We start from the raw sequence: 18,565 nt of genomic DNA, 5'->3' as shown, positions 1-18,565 counted from the left end.
TCCGACGGACGGTCAGCCGAAGAGGGCCAGCAGGACCGATACCACGGCGACCACGAGTGCGCCGACGGCGAAGGTGAAGGTCACTTTCCGCTGCCAGGGCGCCATGTCGCCACCGCGCAGCGCGCTCCCCATCCGGCCGTACTGTTCGATCCGCCCCATGGGCGTCAGCGGCTCCGTCGGCCCCTGCGGCATGCCCTGTGTCCAGTCCGGACCCGGCTGCGGGTACCGGCGCCGCCAGCTCTCGTCCTCGCGCCACGGCAGTGTCATCGGCTCGCTCCTTGCCTCGATGGTCACGTACGGCAGAGCCGACATCCCCGTATGCCGATGCGGCTTCCCCGGCTGTCTCCTACCCCGCCTCGGCAAAGAATGCCGCGGAAACGCCAACCTGGTGAGGGGTGTTGCTGCGCGCCGGGCGGCAGCGCCGCGTCCGGGTCCGGGCGGCCCTTACGCATGCCGGGCCGGGCGGTCTCGCCGCGTCCGCTTCCGCCGGGTCCGGTCGCCTGCCCAGCCGGTGCCCGGGATGCAGCGTGCGGAGAGGGCCGCCGCGGCGAGGAATCCCGCGGCGCCGATGCTCACCGCGGTGTGCAGACCCGTCACGAGACCGGTCGCGACCAGCGTGCCGAAGAGCGCGACGCCGAGGGCGCTGCCCGTCTGCCGTGCGGCGTTGAACACCGCCGCCGCGACGCCGCTGTGCTCGCCCGGGGCGGCCTCCATCACGGCCGCGGTGGAGGCCGGCATGGTCAGTGCGGTGCCGAAGCCGGCGCAGGCCATGGGCGCCACCAGCGCGAGATACGGCGTGTCAGGGCCGGCCACGAGCCATCCGGACAGTCCGGCCGCGCCGACGAGCAGGCCCGCCATCATGGGCAGCCGCGGCCCGGTGCGGGCCGTGACCCGCCCGGCCAGCGTGGAGCCGACGGCCACCACACCGACCGCGGGCAGCAGCGCGGCTCCGGTGTGCAGGGCGCTGTAGTGGTGCACCCGCTGGAAGTACAGCGGGGCGAGGAACAGCAGCCCGTAGAAGCCGGTGTTGAGCAGCACGCCGATGACCGCGGAGGCCGAGAAGGCGCGGGAGTGGAAGAGGGTGAGCGGCAGCATCGGCGCGGGCGAGCGCCGCTCCAGTACCAGGAACGCGACGAGTCCGACGAGGCAGCCCGCGAAGCCGCCGAGAACGGCCGGATGCGTCCAGCCCAGCGCCCCGGCCTCGATACATCCGGTGACCAGCCCGGCCAGACACACCGCCGCGGCGGTCTGGGCCGGGATGTCCAGGCCGGGGCGGGTGCGGTCGGCGGGGGAGTGCGGGACGTGACGGGTGGTGAGGACCAGTGCGGCGAGGCCGACGGGGAGATTGAGGAAGAACACCGACCGCCAGCCGAGCCCGGCGACCAGGACGCCGCCCAGGACGGGACCGGCCCCGGCGGCCAGGCCCGCGACGGTGCCCCAGAGTCCGAAGGCGCGGGCCCGTGCCGCCCGGTCGGGGTACGCCGTCCGCAGCAGTGCCAGCGAGGCCGGCACCATCAGCGCCGCCCCCAGCCCCTGCACCAGCCGGGCCAGGACCAGCACCGTGCCGGTGGGGGCCAGCGCGCACCCGGCGGAGGCGAGGGTGAACACCAGCAGGCCGCCCAGGAACACCGGCTTGCCGCCCAGCCGGTCACCGAGTCCGCCGCAGAAGAGCAGCAGCCCCGCGAACACCAGGGTGTAGCCGTCCACCACCCATTGGAGTCCGGTCACCCCGGTGTGCAGGGCGGTGCCGACCGCCGGGAGAGCCACCGTGACGACGGTGACGTCCAGGATGACCATGAAGTACCCCAGGCACACGGCAACGAGCGGCAGCGGCGACCGCCGGTCCGCGGTCCGTTGCGCCGTGGTGGGGGAGCAGAGCGTTGGCATACGGCCAGTGTTCTGCCGGATCCGTACGGCAGGCGCCGAAACGTTCTCGCCGTACGGGGCCGAAGCGGGAGAACGTTTCGCCATCTGCCGAAGCGTGAACGGCGTACCGTCGTGGACATGGATGCCCGGACCGAGACCGACGTGGCCCATGTCGCGGCGGCGATCGGTGACCCCTCGCGTGCCAAGGTGCTGCTGGCCCTCGCCGGGGGCGGCGTGCTGCCGGCCAGCGCCCTCGCCGCCGAGGCCGGGGTCAGCAACTCCACCATCAGCGGCCATCTGGCCAAGCTCCTCGATGCCCGGCTGCTGACCGTCGAGCTCGACGGCCGCCACCGCTACTACCGGCTCGCCACCACGGACGTCGCCCGCGCTCTCGAACAGCTCGCCCTGATCGCCCGTCCCCTGCCGGTGCGGTCCCTGAACGCGGACACCCGAGCCAAGGCCCTGTTGCGCGCCCGCCTCTGCTACGACCACCTGGCGGGCCGGCTCGGCGTCGCCGTGATGAGCGCCCTCCAGGAGCGCGAGATCCTCGCCGCCGAGCGGACGGGGCGGGGTGGCGGCGCCACGGACCCCGGCGCCGCTGCCACCGACGTCGCCTACGCCCTCACTCCCCACGGCCGCGAGGAACTGACCGCATTCGGCGTCGGGACGGACCGCCTCCCTCGCCGCCGGGCGTCCGTCCGCTACTGCGTCGACTGGGCCGAGCAGCGCCACCACCTGGCCGGTGCGCTCGGCGCAGCGCTCACCGCCCGGCTGTTCGCCCTGGAGTGGATCCGCCACGGGAAGTACCGCCGCGTCGTCCATCTCACCGACGCCGGGCGGGACGGCCTGGCGACGACCTTCGGCGTCCGGGTCGACCAGGTCGTGTGAGGCCCGCCGCCCTCGTCCGTGACGTCGTCCGTCGCGTGGCCGGGTGCCGCGCGCCTCGTCGGCGCCGGCTCGGGGCCGACCGGTTCAAGGCCGTTGTCAGTGGTGCCTCTTACCCTTCTGATCATGAGTGGACGGCTGACGGACCATGCATGGGCGGCCGGCGGACGGGGCGGGGCTGCACCCTTGGGCGCCGCGACACTGCGCTGAGTGCTTGATCCATGCGCTGTGTGCAGGAAGTGTCCGCTGGTGGAGCGGGAAATTCCTCTTCGGCGATCGTCGAGTAGGGTCCGGCGAGCCGGAACAGTGAATCAAGGAGGCCGTTTCCGTGACGGAGCGTCAGGTATCAGGTGGGGGCGACGGGGCCGGCGCGCCGGAAGTGCTGGCGCAGGAGCGCCGATTGCGCCGTGACCTGGGGTTCTGGGGTCTGACGGGCATCGGTTTCTCCAACATCGTCGGTTCCGGCTGGCTGTTCGCCGCCATGTACGCGGCCCAGACGGCCGGCCCTGCGGCGCTGCTGTCCTGGGTCGGGGCCGGTCTGCTGTGCGGCCTGGTCGCCCTGGTCATGATCGAACTCGGTGCGTCCCGGCCGGAGGGCGGCGGCACGGTCCGCTGGCCGCTGTTCGCCAGCGGCCGGCTCGTCGGCACCCTCATCGGCTGGTCGACGCTGCTGTCGGTGGGCGGAACCGCCGCCGAGATCAGCGCGATCATGCAGTACGCCGCGCACTACGTGCCGGGCATCTACAACGGCCACACCCTCACCCTCTCCGGGCTGGCCCTGGCCACCGGACTCAGCGTCCTGCTGACGGTGCTGAACTGGTTCGCGGTGCGGATGTTCGCCCAACTCAACAACCTGATCTCGGTGTTCAAGATCGTCGTCCCGGTGGTCACCGTGATCGCGCTGATCGCCTCCGGCTGGCACTCCGGCCGCCTGACGGACCACGGCGGCTTCGCGCCGTACGGCTATGTCGCCTGCCTGACGGCGCTGGCCGGCGGCGGCATCGTCTACTCCGTCAACGGCTTCCAGGCGCCGCTGGACTTCTCGGGCGAGACCCGCAACCCCCGCCGGACCATCCCCGCCGCGGTCCTCACCGGCATCGGCCTCGCCCTGCTCATGTACCTGGCGCTGCAGCTGGCGTTCCTCTTCACCGTCCCCGAGCATCTGCTCGGCCACGGCTGGCACGGAGTCTCCTTCGACTCACCGTTCGGCCAGCTCGCGCTGATCCTCAATCTGCACTGGCTGGCCAGCCTGCTCTACGCGGACGCGGTGATCTCGCCCGGCGGTTCGGCGTATGTGGGCGTGGCGATCGACGCGCGGCACACCTACGCGCTCGCCAAGAACGGCACCATCCCCCGGTACTTCATGAAGGTCAACGAGCGGTTCGGCATCCCGCGCCGGGCCCTGGCGATCAACCTCCTCGTCATTGTGATCTTTCTGCTGCCGTTCGGCGGCTGGCAGGACATCGTGAGCGTCATGGGCGATATGTATCTGCTGATCTATGCCGCCTCCGCGGTGGCCGTCGCGGTGTTCCGCGCCGAGCCGGGCGGCCACACCGCCGGCTGGGTCCCCGGGCTGCGCTGGATCGCGCCGCTCAGCTTCGTGGTGGCCAGCGAGTTCGTCTACTGGTCGGGCTGGCAGGACCTGCGCCTCGCACTGCCGCTCGTGCTCGGCGGGCTGCTGATCTTCCTGGCCATGCGCCGCCCCGGCGTGCGCGCCGAGGACGACGGGGCCGGCCCGAGCCGCCCGCTCGGCGCCGAACTCCGCACCGGCGCCTGGCTGGTGGTCTACCTCGTCGCCCTGACCGTGATCTCCTGGCTGGGCACGTTCGAGGGCTCCGGCCGGCTCCCGGCACCGTACGACTCGATCACCGTGGCCGTCATGGCGTTCGCGGTCTTCTTCTGGGCCGTCCGGTCCGGCGTCGGGCATCTGGCGGTGTCCCGCCCCGCGGGCGCCTGAGCCCGGCCGCGGAGAGCGAAGGGGCGAGTCGGTGGCAGGGCCCGGCCGGGTTCCGGGCAGCCCCGGCGGGGGAGCGCTTCGCACGCCCGGCCGGCTGCGGAGGGTGCGGGGCCGGGATCATGGTGGGTGGGTCGGGCGTCCTACGCCCCGCGGGGTGCGTCGACGACCAGCAGTCGCCTGACGGCCGCGGGGCCGCAGGCCACCCGGCCGCCAAGCGGAAGTCGCACCGCCGAAATAAGATGAATCGGGAAAGGCGGGCTCCACAAGAGCCCCATCAGGCCAGGTCAGGCGGCCACCGTGGACTGCCGTACGGAGCGCGCTCCCTGGCTGTTCACCGATGCACCTTGGAGCGGTCCATGCTTCGGCGTCGTCCCCCGCGGTCGGCGAGCGCTGACGACCTGCTGACCACGCTCGGACGGCTGACCGCTCAGGCACGGGAAGGCGCCGAGAAGCAGCGGGCCCGGGTGGAGCTGGCCGAGGCCCTGCAGCGCGAGATGCTGCCGGCCGCGCTGCCGGGGGTCCCGGGGCTGCGCGCCGCCGCCACCTACGCACCCGCCCGGCACGGACTGGACATCGGAGGCGACTGGTACGACGGCTTCTCCCTGCCCGACGGGTCGCTCGCCTTCTGCATCGGCGACGTCCAGGGGCACGACGTCGAGGCGGCCGCCTTCATGGGGCAGATCCGCTTCGGACTGCGCGCCGTCGCCGGCCATGCCGCAGACCCGGGGGAGGTACTGAGCCGGGCCAACGACCTACTGCTCTCGGTCGACTGCGGGCTCTTCGCGACCTGCACCTTCGTCCGCTTCGACCCGGTTGCCTGGGAGCTGTCCAGCGCCCGGGCCGGTCACGTACCGGGCATCTGGGCCACCACCGACGGCCGGTCCGGCCTCGCCGAAGACCCCGGGGGCCTGCCGCTCGGCATCGTGCAGGGCGAAAGATATCCGGTGACCCACCGCCGGTTCGCCACAGCGGGAGCGTATGTGCTGCTCACCGACGGGGTGGTCGAGGGACCGTCCTTCCCGATAGAGGCGGGGCTGACGCAGGTGACCCGACTGGTCAGCGCCAACGCCGGCGGAGATCCGGCCACGGTGGCCGACGTGGCGATGAGCGTGGCCGAGTTCACCGGGCACACCGATGACTCGGCGGTGATCGTGCTGCGCTTCGACGCGGCCCCGCCCAGAGCCGGGTGAAGCGCGGCGGGGGCGTGCGTGTCGCGGCCGGTGCCCGGCCGGCGGCGTTGTCTGATGGCTGCTGTGGTGCGCACCGAGGAACTCCGCCGTCTCGCACCGGCAGCCCTGACGATCCTCGGCCTCGCCGGCGTCTACTACGCGTCCGCCCGGATCGGACTGCTGGAGCAGGTGGTCATCGCGGGAGCCGTGGTCACGCCGTTGTGGCCGCCGACGGGCATCTCCCTGAGCTGTCTGCTCCTCCTGGGCCTGCGGACCTGGCCGGGCATCGCTCTCGGCACCCTCCTGGTCGTCGCCACGATCAGCCCGCTCGAAGTCTCGGTGCTCGGGATCATGGCGGGCAACACCCTGGCCCCGGTGTGCTCCTACCTGATGCTCCGCCGGGTGGGTTTCCGGGTCGAACTCGACCGGCTGCGCGACGGGGTGGCGCTGGTCGCTCTCGGCGCCTTCGCCGGGATGGTGATCAGCGCGACGCTGGGCACCGGGATGCTCTTCCTCAAAGGCGCTCTGCCGGCCGGCGGCCTCTGGCGGACATGGGTGGCGTGGTGGGTGGGCGACGCGATGGGCATCCTCGTCATCACCCCGCTCCTCCTCGCCTGCCGTACGATCCGGCGGCCCCGGGGCATCCCCGGTTACCGGTGGGCCGAGGCGGCAGCCCTGCTGGTCGTCACGGTCGTGGTGTCGCTCGTGGTGACCCGGAGCGAGCTGTCGCTGCTCTTCCTGGTCTTCCCGCTGATCATCTGGGCGGCGCTGCGCTTCCAGCTGGCGGGGGCCGCGCCCTGTGTGCTGGTGGTGTCCGTCCTGGTCATCACCGCGGCGACGGCCCGGAACGGACCGTTCGAGGGCCAGAGTCTGCTGGAGGCGATGATCAATCTGCAGGCCCTCAACGCGTCCGCGGCGCTCACCGCGCTGCTGCTGTCGGCGATCGTCAGCGAGCAGAACAGCATCCGTCGCAAGATCGAGCAGGCCTGCAGCGAACTGGCCGAGGTGGTGGACCGGCTGGCCCCGGGGGAGAGCCGGCGCCGGTGGCCGCCGGACGGTGGCCAAGGGTGACCTGACGCCCGGTGGTCGTCAGCGAGCCGTTCCGCCCGGTCGGCCCGGCAGCAGCTGCCCCAGGTCGTAGCCCACCGGCTCCTCCAGCTGGGCGTAGGTGCAGCTCTCCGGCGTCCGGTCGGGACGCCAGTGGCGGAACTGGACGGTATGACGGAATCTGCTGCCCTCCATGTGGTCGTAGGCGACCTCGCACACCCGCTCCGGGCGCAGCGGCACCCACGACAGATCCTTGCCGCCGCTCCACCGGCTGGGACCGCCGGGCATCCGCCGCGAGGCATGGGCCGTCTCGTCGGTCCACGCGCCCCACGGATGGCCCGAGACGTCGTCCATCCGCAGCGGTTCCAACTCCTCGACCAGTGCGCGCCGCCGGGCCATCGGGAACGAGGCGCACACCCCGACGTGCTGCAACTGCCCGTCGCCGTCGTGCAGACCGAGCAGCAGGGAGCCGACCACCGGCCCGCTCTTGTGCAGCCGGTAGCCCGCGACCACACAGTCGGCGGTGCGGGCATGCTTGATCTTGAACATGGCACGGTCGCCGGGCCGGTACGGCAGATCGAGCGGCTTGGCGACCACCCCGTCCAGACCCGCCCCCTCGAACTGGGTGAACCAGTTGCGCGCCAGCTCCTGATCCCGCGTCGCGGGCGCGGTGTACACCGGCGCCCCGGCCGGGCGCAGCGCCTCGACCAAGGCATCCCGGCGCGCCGACTGCGGCTCGTGCAGCAGCGCTTCGGAGCCGAGCGCCAGCAGGTCGAAGGCGATCAGCGAGGCGGGCGTCCGTTCGGCGAGCGTGCGGACCCGGGAGTCCGCCGGGTGGATGCGCTCCAGCAGCTCCTCGAAGTGCAGCCGGCCGTCATGGGCGATGACGATCTCGCCGTCGATGACGCAGCGCGGCGGCAGCTCGGCCCGCGCCGCGGCGACCACTTCGGGGAAGTAGCGGGTGAGCGATTTCGTCGTACGGCTGGCGATCTCGATGTCCTCGCCGTCCCGGAAGACGATGACGCGGAAGCCGTCCCACTTGGCCTCGTACTGCATGCCGGCGGGAATGCCGGTCACCGGCTTCGCGAGCATGGGGGAGACCGGGGGCATGACGGGCAGGTCCATGGTCCCGATCCTGAGGGCTGGGGCCGGTTCCCGCGCGCCGGGAAGGCGCCCTCGCGTGCCGCCGGTCCCGCCGCTCCCGGCGCGCGGCGGGAGCGCCCGGAATCTAGCGTGGAGTCATGGCCGGAGCCGGAGCTGTCGAGCTGGACGTCGCGGGGCGCACCATACGTCTGTCGCACCCCGACAAGACGTATTACCCGGAGCGCGGATTCACCAAGCTGGACGTCGCGCAGTACTACCTCGCCGTCGCCGAGGGGGTGCTGCGGGGGCTGCGTGACCGGCCCACCACCATGCAGCGCTTCCCCGACGGCGTGGAGGGCGAGTTCTTCTACCAGAAGCGGGCGCCCAAGGGGCTGCCGGACTGGCTGCCCACCGCCCGTATCGCCTTCCCCAGCGGACGCTTCGCCGACGAGATGTGTCCCACCGAGCCCGCGGCAGTCCTCTGGGCGGCCAATCTGGGGTGTCTGACGTTCCATCCATGGCCCGTCCGCCGCGGTGACACCGAGCACCCCGACGAACTGCGGATCGACCTCGACCCCCAGCCCGGCACCGACTTCGCGGACGCCGTCCGGGTCGCCGGCCTCCTGCGCGAGCTGCTGGCGGAGCACGGGCTGCGCGGCTGGCCCAAGACGTCGGGCGGACGGGGGGTGCACGTCTATGTACCGATCCAGCCCCACTGGACGTTCACCGAGGTCAGACGGGCCGCGATCACTCTGGCCCGGGCGCTGGAGCGCCGGATGCCGGACCTGGTGACCTCGGCATGGTGGAAGGAGGAGCGCGGCGCGAAGGTCTTCGTCGACTACAACCAGATGGCCCGGGACCGGACCATCGCCTCCGCCTACTCGCTGCGTGCCCGGCCCCGGGCGACCGTCTCCACCCCGCTGCGCTGGGACGAGCTGTCCGACGCCGTGCCCGAGGACTTCGATCTGCTGACGGTTCCGCCGCGGTTCGCCGAACTCGGCGATGTGCACGCGGACATGGTGGACCACGCCTACGGCCTGGAATCCGTTCTGGAACTCGCGGACCGTCAGGCGGCGGACGAAGGACTGGGTGACATGCCGTATCCGCCCGACCATCCGAAGATGCCGGGGGAGCCGTCCAGGGTCCAGCCGAGCCGGGCCCGTAAGCGCTGAGGCCGCGAGCCCCGGGGCCTCGGTGAACGGTGGCCCCGGACCCCCCCGTCACCCCGCTGCGTCCCGCACCGGGCGTGGACGCGCGCGCCGCCCAGGCGAGCAGCATCATCGCCGGTGCCGACGGCATGGCGCAGGACACCAGGGCGGCTACGGGACCTCCCGGCGACGACGGTCACTCCGGTGCGCCGAGCCGTCCGCCGGCCCGGCATCGCCCGGCCCGGCATCGCCCGGCCCGGTGTCGGCGCCGTCCGCCCGGCCCGCGCCGATGGATGCCGTGGCCACGGCGGCGATGCCCAGACACTGCACCGGGCCGAGACGCTGACCGAGCAGCAGCAGCCCGACCACGGCGCCGACTGCCGGTTCAAGACTGGTCAGGATCCCGAAGACGCGCGGCGGGATCCGGCGCAGCGCCTCGAGGTTGCAGGAGTACGGCACAACGCTGGAGAGCACCGCCACGGCCGCCGCGAGCAGCAGCACCCGCGGGTCGAGCAGTCGGCTGCCGCCCTGGGCGATGCCGTAGGGGAGGCTGAGCAGCGCGCCCCAGGCGACGGCCAGGGCGAGGCCGCCACCGCCGCTGACCCGTCGGGCGAGCCGGGCCGAGACCAGGATGTACCCGGCCCAGCAGGCGGCGGCGAGCGCGGCCAGCCCGATGCCCAGCAGGCTGAGCGGGGTGCCGCCCTCGCCCAGCAGCAGCACACCGGCCGCGGCCAGCAGCGACCACCACAGATCGGCCGGCCGCCGGGAGGTGGCCAGCGCGATGGCGAACGGGCCGATGAACTCGATGGTGGTGGCCGCGCCCAACGGGATCCGGCCCACGGCCTCGTAGTACGCGAGATGGTGCACGGTGAGGAGGGTCCCGGCGGCGACGATGACGCCGAGGCTGCTGCGCGGCTGACGGTGCCACCGGGGTCGCCACAGCGCGCCCAGGATCACCGCGGCGATCACCAGCCGCAGCATCACCACCCCGGCGGGCCCGACGGCCGGATAGAGGCGCACCGAGAGCGCGGCCCCTGCTTGGAGGCCGACGATTCCGCCGCACACCAGCCCCGGGGCCGGCGCCTTCCCCAGGACGCGCCCCACCGCGGCGGCCGCTGTCCGCTCCGGGGCCGTCCCCCCGGGCGCATCGAGCCCGCTGATCCGTCTCTCCGTCTCTCCCGCCCCCGCAGGACGCCCTTCGCCTACGGCACGTCGTGATCGCGTACCGCGTCGAGCCGTTCCTGGACCCAGGACTCCACATCACTGACGTGACGGGTCGCCGCGGTGAACGCGCCGAGGCTGTCGTGTGCGCGCAGTGCCTGGTAGATGTCCATGTGCTGTTGATGCGTCCAGGCCAGCACATCGCTCTTGACCAGGGCCCGCCAGATACGGGCCCGGGCCGTCAGACGGCTGACCGAGGACGCCAGCGACAACAGGGTGCGGTTCCCCGTCGCCGCGATGATGTCCGCGTGGAAGGCGAGGTCCTCCCGGACCAGTTCCTCGGGGTCCTGCAGGGTGCGCATCCGCTCGATCCGCGCGAGCAGGCCGTCCAGTGCCGCCTCGTCGATACGGGTGGCCGCCAGCGCGGTCGCGCTCGGCTCCAGCATCTTGCGGCACTCGAACATCTCGCCCAGGCCGGTGTCCTGGGCGAGTTCGAGGAAGCTGCCGATGGCGTCGAGCAGGCGGTCCGGCCGCAGATCGGTGACGAACGTGCCGTCGCCGCGCCGCACTTCGAGGACCCCGGCCATGACGAGCGCGCGCACCGCCTCCCGCAGGGACGGGCGGGACAGCTGCAGCTCGGCGGCGAGCCGGCTCTCCGGAGGCAGCCGCTGGCCGGGTGCGAACTCCCCGGTCTCGATACGGTGCTTGAGCCGGCCGATCGCCTCGTCGACGACGCTCCCGACGCCGTCGCCCCCGTCTCTTCTGGTCGCCATGGCCTCAGGATGTCATCCCGGTCCACACCGCACCGTCGGGGTAGCGGTAGGCCTCCAGGGTCTCCCTGCGGATCTGCGCGCTGTAGCCGGGGGCCTCGGGCACCAGATAGCGCGAGCCGCGAATGCGCACCGGGTCGTGGAAGTGCTCGTGCAGATGGTCGACGTACTCGATGACCCGGTCGTCCATGGAGCCGCTGACGGCGATGTAGTCGAACACCGAGAGATGCTGGACCAGTTCGCACAGGCCGACCCCGCCCGCGTGCGGGCAGACCGGCACCCCGTGCGCGGCGGCCAGCAGCAGTGCGGCCACCGCCTCGTTGACGCCGCCCAGCCGGCAGGCGTCGATCTGGCAGATGCCGAGCGCCTCGGCCTGCAGGAACTGCTTGAACATCACGGCGTTGTGCGCGTGTTCGCCGGTCGCCACATGGGTGGGCGCGATCCGCCGGGCGATCGCCGCATGGCCGAGGACATCGTCGGGGCTGGTGGGCTCCTCGAACCACCAGATGTCGTACTCGGCCAGCGCGTCCATCCAGGCGATCGCCTCGTCGACCCCCAGTGTCTGATTGGCGTCGATCATCAGCCGGCGGCCGGGCCCGATGATCTTCCGGGCGATACGGCAGCGGCGCACATCGTCGTCGAGGTCCGCCCCCACCTTGAGTTTCACGGCGTCCCAGCCCTGCTCGACGGCCTCCTGGCAGAGCCGGGTCAGTTTGGCGTCGTCATAGCCGAGCCACCCGGCACTCGTGGTGTAGGCGGGGTAGCCCTCCCGCCGCACACGGGCCTCCCGTCCGGCCCGGCCGGGCAGTCGCTCCGTCAGCATCTCCAGGGCGGCATCGGGTGTGAGCGCGTCCTTGAGATAGCGCCAGTCGACCAGATCGACGAGCTGTTGCGGGGAGAGGTCGGCGAGCAGCTTCCACACCGGCTTGCCGGCCAGCTTGGCGGCCAGGTCCCAGGCCGCGTTGAGGACCGCGGCGGTGCCGAGGTGGATGGCGCCCTTGTCCGGGCCCAGCCAGCGCAGTTGGCTGTCGCCCAGCAGATGCCGGGAGAAGCCGCCCAGATCGCTGACGATCTCGGTCACCGACATCCCGACGGCGCGCTCCCCGATGGCCCGGGCGGCCTGCACCGCGAGCTCGTTGCCCCGGCCGATGGTGAAGGTGAAGCCATGCCCCGCGCCGATGTCCGCGGTGCTCTTGCCGCCGCCTGCGACATGCAGCACCACATATGCCGCCGAATAGTCCGGCGCCTGGTTCATCGCGTCCGAACCGTCGAGGTCGCGGGAGGTCGGGAAGCGGATGTCGAGGGTCTCGACGTCGACGATACGGGCGGTCATCGGCACTCTCCTAGGACGACGAAGTGGCCAACATGTCAGATGTCTTGAGGGAGCGCCAGATATGACACCGAGGAAAAAGGCTGGTCACTTTCCCCTTGTTCGGTCTGTAGGTGGGAGCTACGGTGCGGCGGTCAGATGTCTCGGGCTTCTGGAGGATCGATGACCACAGCCGCCATCACCGCGGAGAGTGTGCGACGGAAGGTGTCCCGGCGCCTGCTGCCCCCGCTGTTCGTCATGTTCGTGCTGAGCTTCCTGGACCGGACGAACGTCGCTCTGGTCAAGACCCATCTCGCCACCGACGTGGGGGTCTCCGCGGCGTCCTACGGCTTCGGCGCCGGAATCTTCTTCGTCGGCTACGCCCTGCTCGGTATCCCGTCGAACCTGGTGCTGCACCGCGTCGGCGCCCGTCGCTGGCTCTCGCTGATGATGCTGGTCTGGGGCGCGCTCTCCTGCGCGATGGCCCTGGTCAGCAGCCCCACCAGCTTCTACGTCCTGCGGTTTCTGCTCGGCTCGGCCGAAGCCGGCTTCTTCCCCGGCGTCATCCTGTACCTCACGTACTGGTTCCCCGGCGCCGACCGCGGGAAAGCCACCGGCGCCTTCCAGTCGGCGGTGGCCGTCGCCAGCATCATCGGCAACCCGGTCGGCGGCTACCTCATCTCCCTGCACGGGCTCGGCGGACTCGCCGGCTGGCAGTGGATGTTCCTGATCGAAGGCGCGCCCACCGTCCTGCTCGCGCTGGCCATCCCGTGGTTGCTCACCGACCGTCCGGAACAGGCGAGTTGGCTGACATCCGAGGAGCGGCACCTGCTCGCCGACCGGATCGCGGCGGACCGGCCGGCGGCCGGTGCACGGCCGCCCCGCGCCCTGCGCGAGATCGTCTCCGACAGTCGCGTACTGCGCCTGATGTTCGTCTACTTCGCCATCCAGATCGGCGTCTACGGCGTCACCTTCTGGCTGCCGGCGCTGGTCGGGCGGATCGACGGCCTCTCCGACGTCGGTATCGGCCTTCTCTCCGCGCTGCCCTGGGTGTGCGCGCTGTGCGGCGTACTGCTGCTGCCCTGGCTCTCCGACCGTACGGGGGACCGGCGCGGGCCGCTGCGGCTTGCGCTGGTGCTCACCGTCGTCGGGCTGATCGGCGCGGTGATCCTGCCACCGGTCGCCGCGATCGGTGCGCTCGGCCTCGCGGCCTTCGGATTCCTCGGAGCCCAGCCGGTCTTCTGGACGGTGCCGCCCACGATCCTCAGCGGCGCCCGGATGGCCGGAACCATCGCACTGATCTCGGGCTTCGGGAACCTCGGCGGATTCCTCGGGCCGTTTGTGATGGGCCTGGTCGAGACCGGCACCGGCTCGGGCGCGGCCGGACTGTATGTCATCGGCGCAGTGGTCGCCGCGGGCGCCGTGGTCGTCACCGGCTTCCGCTGGGTGGGCCGCGACGCCCGGCGGTCGGCACAGGTCCCGCGCATCTCGCAGTGAGCTTCCGCCGCCCACCGGTCACCGACAGGGAAGGCCCATGAAAGGGGAGTCCATGACCCGCATCGTGCGCTTCATCGACGACACCGCAAGCGCCCCGGCCGTACAGACCGGAATCACCGACGACCAGGGGAAAATCCGGGCCTTCCCGGAGGGGACACATATCGCCGATCTGCTCCGGCTGCGCGCCGCCGCGTTGCGCGAGCTGGCCGAGGCCACCGCGGCCGGCCGGGCCACCCACACCGAGCACGAGGTGCTGCTGCTGCCGCCGCTGGACGGGCGGATGGAACTGTGGGCGGCCGGTGTCACCTATGAGCGGTCCCGCGCCGCGAGGGTTGCCGAGAGCACCGAGCAGACGGTGTACGAGCGGATCTACGACGCCGAGCGGCCGGAGCTGTTCTTCAAGGCCGTGCCCTGGCGGATCGTCACGGACGGCGAGCCGGTCGCCCTCCGTGCGGACTCCCCGCTCAATGTGCCCGAGCCGGAACTCGGACTGGTCGTCAACCGGCACGGGGAGACCGTCGGCTGTCTCATCGTCGACGATGTCAGCTCCCGCTCCATCGAAGGCGAGAACCCGCTCTACCTCCCGCAGGCCAAGATCTACGCCGGCAGCTGTGCGGTCTCCGCCGCCCTCGTCCCCGCATGGGAGATCAGCGACCCCGGCGCGCTGGAGATCGCCCTCGTGGTGCGCCGGGGCGGTGACATCGCGTTCGAGGGCACGACCTCCACCGCCGCCTTCCACCGGACACCGCACGAGCTCGTCGGTCATCTGCGGCGCGGCCAGCCCTTCCCCGACGGCGTGGTGCTCTCGACCGGCACCGGCATCGTGCCCGAGCTGGACTTCACCCTGGCCGCCGGAGACCTCGTGGAGATCACCATCGAGGGCCTCGGCACCCTCACCAACACCGTCACCGACGAGCTCGCCGACCTGGACTGGCTGGTCGAGGCGGCCGACCGTCCGGAGGTCCGGCGCGCCCACCGCCGACCGCGCGGGGACGACTGACCCGAACGGGGGTATCCGCCGCGGCGGCCACCGGGCGGGACCGGCCTCGTCGTTCGCGTGCCGACGGGGCGTACGGACTCCGTTCCCGCCATGCGCGCGCCCGGTCCGGACGGGAACATTCCGCACGTGGCGTACGACAGGAACGCACCGGAGGCGAACCGCCCGCACGCACCGGGAGCACAGCGGGACGCCGGGACGGGAGCGGCGAAGGCGACGCTCTCGCCGGCGGCCGTGCGCGTCACGGCGTGGACGGTCTTCATCGACCCGATGTTCCCGGCCGCGCTCACGCCCCTGCCTCCCGGGACCGGGGTCCCCTCGCCGGATGCAGGCAGCACGTGAGCGCGTTCCTGGTCGACTATGCGGCGGTCTTCCAGGCGCTGCCGGGCGGAGTGCTGCTGCTCACCCCGCAGTTCGTGATCGCCGACGTCAACGAGGCCCTGCTGCGGCGGTCCGGGCGCGAGCGCCATCAGCTGGTCGGCCACCTGCTCTTCGAGGTGTTCCCCGACAACCCCGACGACCCGGACGCAACCGGTATGCGTAATCTCCGGGCGTCCCTGGAACGTGTCGTGGCCACCTGCGCGAGCGACACCATGGCGCTGCAGCGTTACGACGTCGAGGCCCGGGGGCGGTCGGGGGTGTTCGAGGAGCGCTACTGGAGCCCGGTCAATGCGCCCGTGCTCGACGCCGAGGGGCGGGTCCAGCTGATCGTGCACCGGGTCGAGGAGGTCACCGAGATCGTCCTGGCCGGCGCCGGCGCCCGCGCCCGTGCCCGCCGCGGCGACCGGGAGCGGATGGAGGCCGAGCTGTTCACCCGTGCCCAGGATCTCCAGGAGGTCAACGACCGGCTCCGGCAGTCCCATGCACGGGAGCGGGAGGTGGTGCTGGCCCTCCAGGAGGCGATGCTGCCCGCGCCCCGGCCCGTGGAGCATCACCGGGCCGCCGTGCGCTACCGGCCCGCGATCGGCGCGCTCAATGTCTGCGGCGACTGGTACGACCTGGCCGATCTGCCCGGGGGCCGGATGGCGGTGGCTGTCGGCGATGTCGTCGGCCACGGTCTGGCCGCCGCCTGCGTCATGGGCCAGCTCCGCAGCGCGCTGAGTGCCGCCACCAGGGTCGCCGACAGCCCCGCCAGGGCGCTGGAGGTACTGGGCATCTACGCCCGCTCGGTGGACGGCGCGGAATCCACCACCGCGGTGCAGGCCATCATCGACTGGACCACCCACACCATCGCCTACAGCAGCGCCGGCCATCCACCGCCGGCGCTGCTGCACCCGGACGGCACCGTGGTGCTGCTGGACGAGGCGACCGACCCGCCCTTGGGGGCGCGGCCCGAGCATGTGGACCGCCCGGAGGCGTCTGTCCACTTCACCGAAGACGCCGTGCTGGTCCTGTACACGGACGGTCTGATCGAGCGCCGCCATGAGGACATCGACGTCGGACTGGCGCGGCTGACCGACACGCTGACGCGGCACCAGGGTGCCGGCGCCGAGGCACTCGCCGACGCGCTACTGGCGGATCTGCTGCCGCCCGGCGGCGCCACCGACGATGCGGCCCTGGTCGTCATCCGGCTCTGAGCTCGGTGTTCACCAGGTGGTTTTGCCGATCCATTACCGCGAGTGGAGCAATTCTTGGGGCCGTTGGAGTGGCTGTCCGTCGTGTCTGCAGGGTTTCCGGCGGGACGCGGTACTCATCGAATGTCAGATTTCCTGCCAAACAGGAGAAACGCAATGCGCAAGTTCATAGGCCGCTCCGTGGCCGCTGCGGCGATTGCCGCCGCCACCGTCGTCCCGCTCGCCGGCATGGCTTCGGCCGCCCCTCAGGCTCCGGCCGCATCGTCCCAGGGTGACCACCACGGTCGTCACCACCACAGGCACCACTGCCACCACCACGGCGGCTTCGACCGTTTCGACAATGGCCGCTTCGGCGGCTTCGGCGGCTTCGGCGGCTTCGGCCGCTTCGGGGGCTTCGGGGGCTTCCCCTTCGGCCTGCTGGGCATCCTCTGACCTGCAGTAGCACTGACGAGCCGCCGCAGCCCTCAGCTGCGGCGGCTCGTCGCTGTCATCCCGCGGTGCCGGCCTCCTGCTCGGCCCGCCGGCGCAGCTCCTTCTTGTCGGGCTTTCCGGCATCGGTCAGCGGCAGCGCCTCGACAAAGGTGATCCGGGCCGGTTCGTACATCGCACCGCGTTCCGCGCAGACCGTCTCGCGCAGCTGCTGCCCGTCGACGGTGCTGCCGGGCGCCCGCACCACCGCGGCGTGCACCCGCTCCATGCGGTCGGCGTCACGGACACCGAACACGGCGCTCTGCAGTACCTGCGGGTGCGAGTTCAGCAGGTCCTCCAGTTCCGTGGTGTACACATGGCCACCGACCACGACGATCATGTCCTTGAGCCGGTCGACGATGGTCAAGTACCCCTCGTCGTCGAGGAATCCGACGTCCCCCGTGTGCAGCCAGCCGTCCCGCAGCACCTCGGCGGTCAGCGCGGGCTGCTTCCAGTACCCCTTCATGATCATGGCGGAGCGGACGCAGATCTCGCCGTGCTCGCCGGCCGGCAGATCGCGACCCGACTCGTCGCGGATCGCCACCTCGACATCGGGCAGCACCTTCCCCGCCGAACGCAGCCGCTCGGGGCGCTGCGGGTCGTGGTCCTCCTGGCTGAGCATGCTGATGCCGCCGGCCTCGTTCTGCCCGTAACCCTGCATCAGCACCGGGCCGAAGGCCCGTACGGCGTCCGCTATCCGGGCCGGGGATGCCTGGCAGCCGCCGTAGGTCAGCATCTGCAGGCTGGAGGTGTCGGTGTGCCGGGCGTCCGGGTGGTCCATCAACTGGTAGAGCAGCGGCGGCAGCAGGAACATCTCGGTGATGCGCTCGCGTTCGATGGCGGCGAGCGCGGTGCTCGGGTCGAAGTCGTCGAGCAGGACGACCGTGCCGCCCGCGTGCAGCGTTCTGTCGGCCATCAGGCCGGCGGCGTGCGCCAGGGTGGTGCAGACCAGCTGCCGGCGCTCGGACTCCGGCCGCTGGAGCACCCCGTGGAACCAGCGTGCCTGCTCGAAGGTGGTGCAGATGCCCTTCGGGTGGCCGGTGGTGCCGCCGGTGTGGCGGATGGTGCAGACATCGTCGGGCCGGGCCCGGCTCGCGAACGGTTCGTCGGACTGGCCGGCCGCCAGCTCCAGCAGATCCGTGCCCACCTTGGCGGGACCGAGGACGAGGATGTCCGGAACCGGTGCCAACTCGGTGACCTCGGCGGCACGTTCGGCATGGCGCGGGTCGACGATCAGGGCGCGGGTCTCGACATCGCGGACGATGTCGGCCTGGGATTCGGCGGACAGCTTGTTGTAGAGGTGGTTGACCCGGGCGCCGATCAGGTTGGCCGCGTAACGGGCGGCGATGATCTCCGGGAGGTTGCCGCTCAGTAGCGTGACGGTCGTTCCGCGGTCGACACCCTGGGCGCACAGCGCCCGTGCCATGCGGTGCACCAGTGCGCGGAACTCACCTGCTGTGACGCGGCGGCCTTGGTGCACCAGGGCCTCGCGCGCCGGGTCGGCGCTAAGTACATCGAGGTTCTCCTCTACATAGGTACGGAATGTCCGGGCGGCGATGGGCATGGGGGGAGGCTTCCTCCTGACGTCGGCGGGCCCGGTCGGCCACGCCGGATGCGGTATACATGTATTTAGT

At 71.9% G+C, this 18,565-nt stretch carries 17 protein-coding genes; 10 read left to right on the top strand and 7 right to left on the bottom strand.

The annotated features are described in order from the left end of the window. Positions 1-12 precede the first annotated feature (12 nt). Both ACWGI6_RS32110 and ACWGI6_RS32105 read right to left on the bottom strand, forming a co-directional pair. A complete protein-coding gene (locus tag ACWGI6_RS32110; RefSeq protein ID WP_393904916.1) occupies positions 13-267 on the bottom strand; it encodes a hypothetical protein in 255 nt (84 codons plus the stop codon). A 177-nt stretch (positions 268-444) separates the two neighbouring features. Next, positions 445-1,887 carry an MFS transporter gene (locus ACWGI6_RS32105; protein ID WP_453270768.1) on the bottom strand — a complete coding sequence of 481 codons (1,443 nt, stop codon included), beginning with the start codon at positions 1,885-1,887 and terminating at the stop codon, positions 445-447. 117 nt (positions 1,888-2,004) lie between these two features. Here ACWGI6_RS32105 and ACWGI6_RS32100 point away from each other — a divergent pair, with 117 nt between their 5' ends. From ACWGI6_RS32100 to ACWGI6_RS32085, 4 genes are all read left to right on the top strand, one after another. Further along, positions 2,005-2,754 carry an ArsR/SmtB family transcription factor gene (locus ACWGI6_RS32100; RefSeq protein ID WP_453270767.1) on the top strand — a complete coding sequence of 250 codons (750 nt, stop codon included), beginning with the start codon at positions 2,005-2,007 and terminating at the stop codon, positions 2,752-2,754. A 325-nt stretch (positions 2,755-3,079) separates the two neighbouring features. Then, complete coding sequence (locus ACWGI6_RS32095; RefSeq protein ID WP_453270766.1) at positions 3,080-4,708, top strand: APC family permease; 1,629 nt, start codon at positions 3,080-3,082, stop codon at positions 4,706-4,708. 356 nt (positions 4,709-5,064) lie between these two features. Continuing rightward, on the top strand, positions 5,065-5,898 hold the full coding sequence (locus ACWGI6_RS32090) for a PP2C family protein-serine/threonine phosphatase (protein ID WP_453270765.1): 834 nt from the start codon (positions 5,065-5,067) through the stop codon (positions 5,896-5,898). A gap of 63 nt (positions 5,899-5,961) precedes the next feature. After that, a complete protein-coding gene (locus ACWGI6_RS32085; RefSeq protein ID WP_453270791.1) occupies positions 5,962-6,948 on the top strand; it encodes an MASE1 domain-containing protein in 987 nt (328 codons plus the stop codon). 18 nt (positions 6,949-6,966) lie between these two features. Here the strand turns inward: ACWGI6_RS32085 and ACWGI6_RS32080 are convergent, their stop codons facing one another. Then, positions 6,967-8,049: an ATP-dependent DNA ligase gene (locus ACWGI6_RS32080; RefSeq protein ID WP_453270764.1), complete on the bottom strand. Its 1,083-nt coding sequence runs from the start codon at positions 8,047-8,049 to the stop codon at positions 6,967-6,969. A gap of 116 nt (positions 8,050-8,165) precedes the next feature. Between ACWGI6_RS32080 and ligD the strand changes: the two genes are divergently transcribed. Next, a complete protein-coding gene (gene ligD / locus ACWGI6_RS32075) occupies positions 8,166-9,179 on the top strand; it encodes a non-homologous end-joining DNA ligase (RefSeq protein ID WP_453270763.1) in 1,014 nt (337 codons plus the stop codon). 147 nt (positions 9,180-9,326) lie between these two features. Here ligD and ACWGI6_RS32070 read toward each other — a convergent pair whose 3' ends face one another. The 3 genes from ACWGI6_RS32070 to ACWGI6_RS32060 all read right to left on the bottom strand — a co-directional run bounded on the left by ACWGI6_RS32070 (position 9,327) and on the right by ACWGI6_RS32060 (position 12,419). Next, positions 9,327-10,259 carry an EamA family transporter gene (locus tag ACWGI6_RS32070; RefSeq protein ID WP_453270762.1) on the bottom strand — a complete coding sequence of 311 codons (933 nt, stop codon included), beginning with the start codon at positions 10,257-10,259 and terminating at the stop codon, positions 9,327-9,329. A gap of 98 nt (positions 10,260-10,357) precedes the next feature. Continuing rightward, positions 10,358-11,089 (bottom strand): FadR/GntR family transcriptional regulator, encoded by a 732-nt coding sequence (locus ACWGI6_RS32065; protein ID WP_453270761.1) that lies wholly within the window; start codon positions 11,087-11,089, stop codon positions 10,358-10,360. A 4-nt stretch (positions 11,090-11,093) separates the two neighbouring features. After that, positions 11,094-12,419 carry an enolase C-terminal domain-like protein gene (locus ACWGI6_RS32060; protein ID WP_453270760.1) on the bottom strand — a complete coding sequence of 442 codons (1,326 nt, stop codon included), beginning with the start codon at positions 12,417-12,419 and terminating at the stop codon, positions 11,094-11,096. 159 nt (positions 12,420-12,578) lie between these two features. On the opposite strand from ACWGI6_RS32060, the gene ACWGI6_RS32055 reads away from it, so the two are divergent. From ACWGI6_RS32055 to ACWGI6_RS32035, 5 genes are all read left to right on the top strand, one after another. Beyond that, positions 12,579-13,892 (top strand): MFS transporter, encoded by a 1,314-nt coding sequence (locus tag ACWGI6_RS32055; RefSeq protein WP_453270759.1) that lies wholly within the window; start codon positions 12,579-12,581, stop codon positions 13,890-13,892. 52 nt (positions 13,893-13,944) lie between these two features. Further along, positions 13,945-14,892 (top strand): fumarylacetoacetate hydrolase family protein, encoded by a 948-nt coding sequence (locus tag ACWGI6_RS32050; protein ID WP_453270758.1) that lies wholly within the window; start codon positions 13,945-13,947, stop codon positions 14,890-14,892. A gap of 126 nt (positions 14,893-15,018) precedes the next feature. Then, a complete protein-coding gene (locus ACWGI6_RS32045; RefSeq protein ID WP_453270757.1) occupies positions 15,019-15,231 on the top strand; it encodes a hypothetical protein in 213 nt (70 codons plus the stop codon). Next, complete coding sequence (locus ACWGI6_RS32040; RefSeq protein WP_453270756.1) at positions 15,228-16,466, top strand: PP2C family protein-serine/threonine phosphatase; 1,239 nt, start codon at positions 15,228-15,230, stop codon at positions 16,464-16,466. The genes ACWGI6_RS32045 and ACWGI6_RS32040 overlap by 4 nt, the downstream gene beginning before the upstream one ends. Before the next feature lie 153 nt (positions 16,467-16,619). Beyond that, entirely contained in the window at positions 16,620-16,895 is a 276-nt protein-coding gene (locus ACWGI6_RS32035) for a hypothetical protein (RefSeq protein ID WP_393904904.1), read from the top strand. 55 nt (positions 16,896-16,950) lie between these two features. On the opposite strand, the gene ACWGI6_RS32030 is transcribed toward ACWGI6_RS32035, so the two are convergent. Continuing rightward, positions 16,951-18,495, bottom strand: coding sequence for an AMP-binding protein (locus ACWGI6_RS32030; protein ID WP_453270755.1), 1,545 nt, complete (start codon positions 18,493-18,495; stop codon positions 16,951-16,953). Positions 18,496-18,565: the final 70 nt, after the last annotated feature.

The sequence above is a fragment of the Streptomyces sp. NPDC054786 genome (assembly GCF_053611685.1).
The sequence above is the reverse complement of the archived record's forward strand: the minus strand, read 5'-3'. Positions and strand labels throughout refer to the sequence as shown.

Bases quoted from the DNA above. Each gene is read 5' to 3' on its own strand.
- ACWGI6_RS32035 (WP_393904904.1), top strand. From the start codon at position 16,620: ATGCGCAAGTTCATAGGCCGCTCCGTGGCCGCTGCGGCGATTGCCGCC.
- ACWGI6_RS32105 (WP_453270768.1), bottom strand. From the start codon at position 1,887: ATGCCAACGCTCTGCTCCCCCACCACGGCGCAACGGACCGCGGACCGG.
- ACWGI6_RS32090 (WP_453270765.1), top strand. From the start codon at position 5,065: ATGCTTCGGCGTCGTCCCCCGCGGTCGGCGAGCGCTGACGACCTGCTG.
- ACWGI6_RS32080 (WP_453270764.1), bottom strand. From the start codon at position 8,049: ATGGACCTGCCCGTCATGCCCCCGGTCTCCCCCATGCTCGCGAAGCCG.
- ACWGI6_RS32100 (WP_453270767.1), top strand. From the start codon at position 2,005: ATGGATGCCCGGACCGAGACCGACGTGGCCCATGTCGCGGCGGCGATC.
- ACWGI6_RS32055 (WP_453270759.1), top strand. From the start codon at position 12,579: ATGACCACAGCCGCCATCACCGCGGAGAGTGTGCGACGGAAGGTGTCC.
- ACWGI6_RS32030 (WP_453270755.1), bottom strand. From the start codon at position 18,495: ATGCCCATCGCCGCCCGGACATTCCGTACCTATGTAGAGGAGAACCTC.
- ACWGI6_RS32060 (WP_453270760.1), bottom strand. From the start codon at position 12,419: ATGACCGCCCGTATCGTCGACGTCGAGACCCTCGACATCCGCTTCCCG.
- ACWGI6_RS32110 (WP_393904916.1), bottom strand. From the start codon at position 267: ATGACACTGCCGTGGCGCGAGGACGAGAGCTGGCGGCGCCGGTACCCG.
- ligD (WP_453270763.1), top strand. From the start codon at position 8,166: ATGGCCGGAGCCGGAGCTGTCGAGCTGGACGTCGCGGGGCGCACCATA.
- ACWGI6_RS32065 (WP_453270761.1), bottom strand. From the start codon at position 11,089: ATGGCGACCAGAAGAGACGGGGGCGACGGCGTCGGGAGCGTCGTCGAC.
- ACWGI6_RS32050 (WP_453270758.1), top strand. From the start codon at position 13,945: ATGACCCGCATCGTGCGCTTCATCGACGACACCGCAAGCGCCCCGGCC.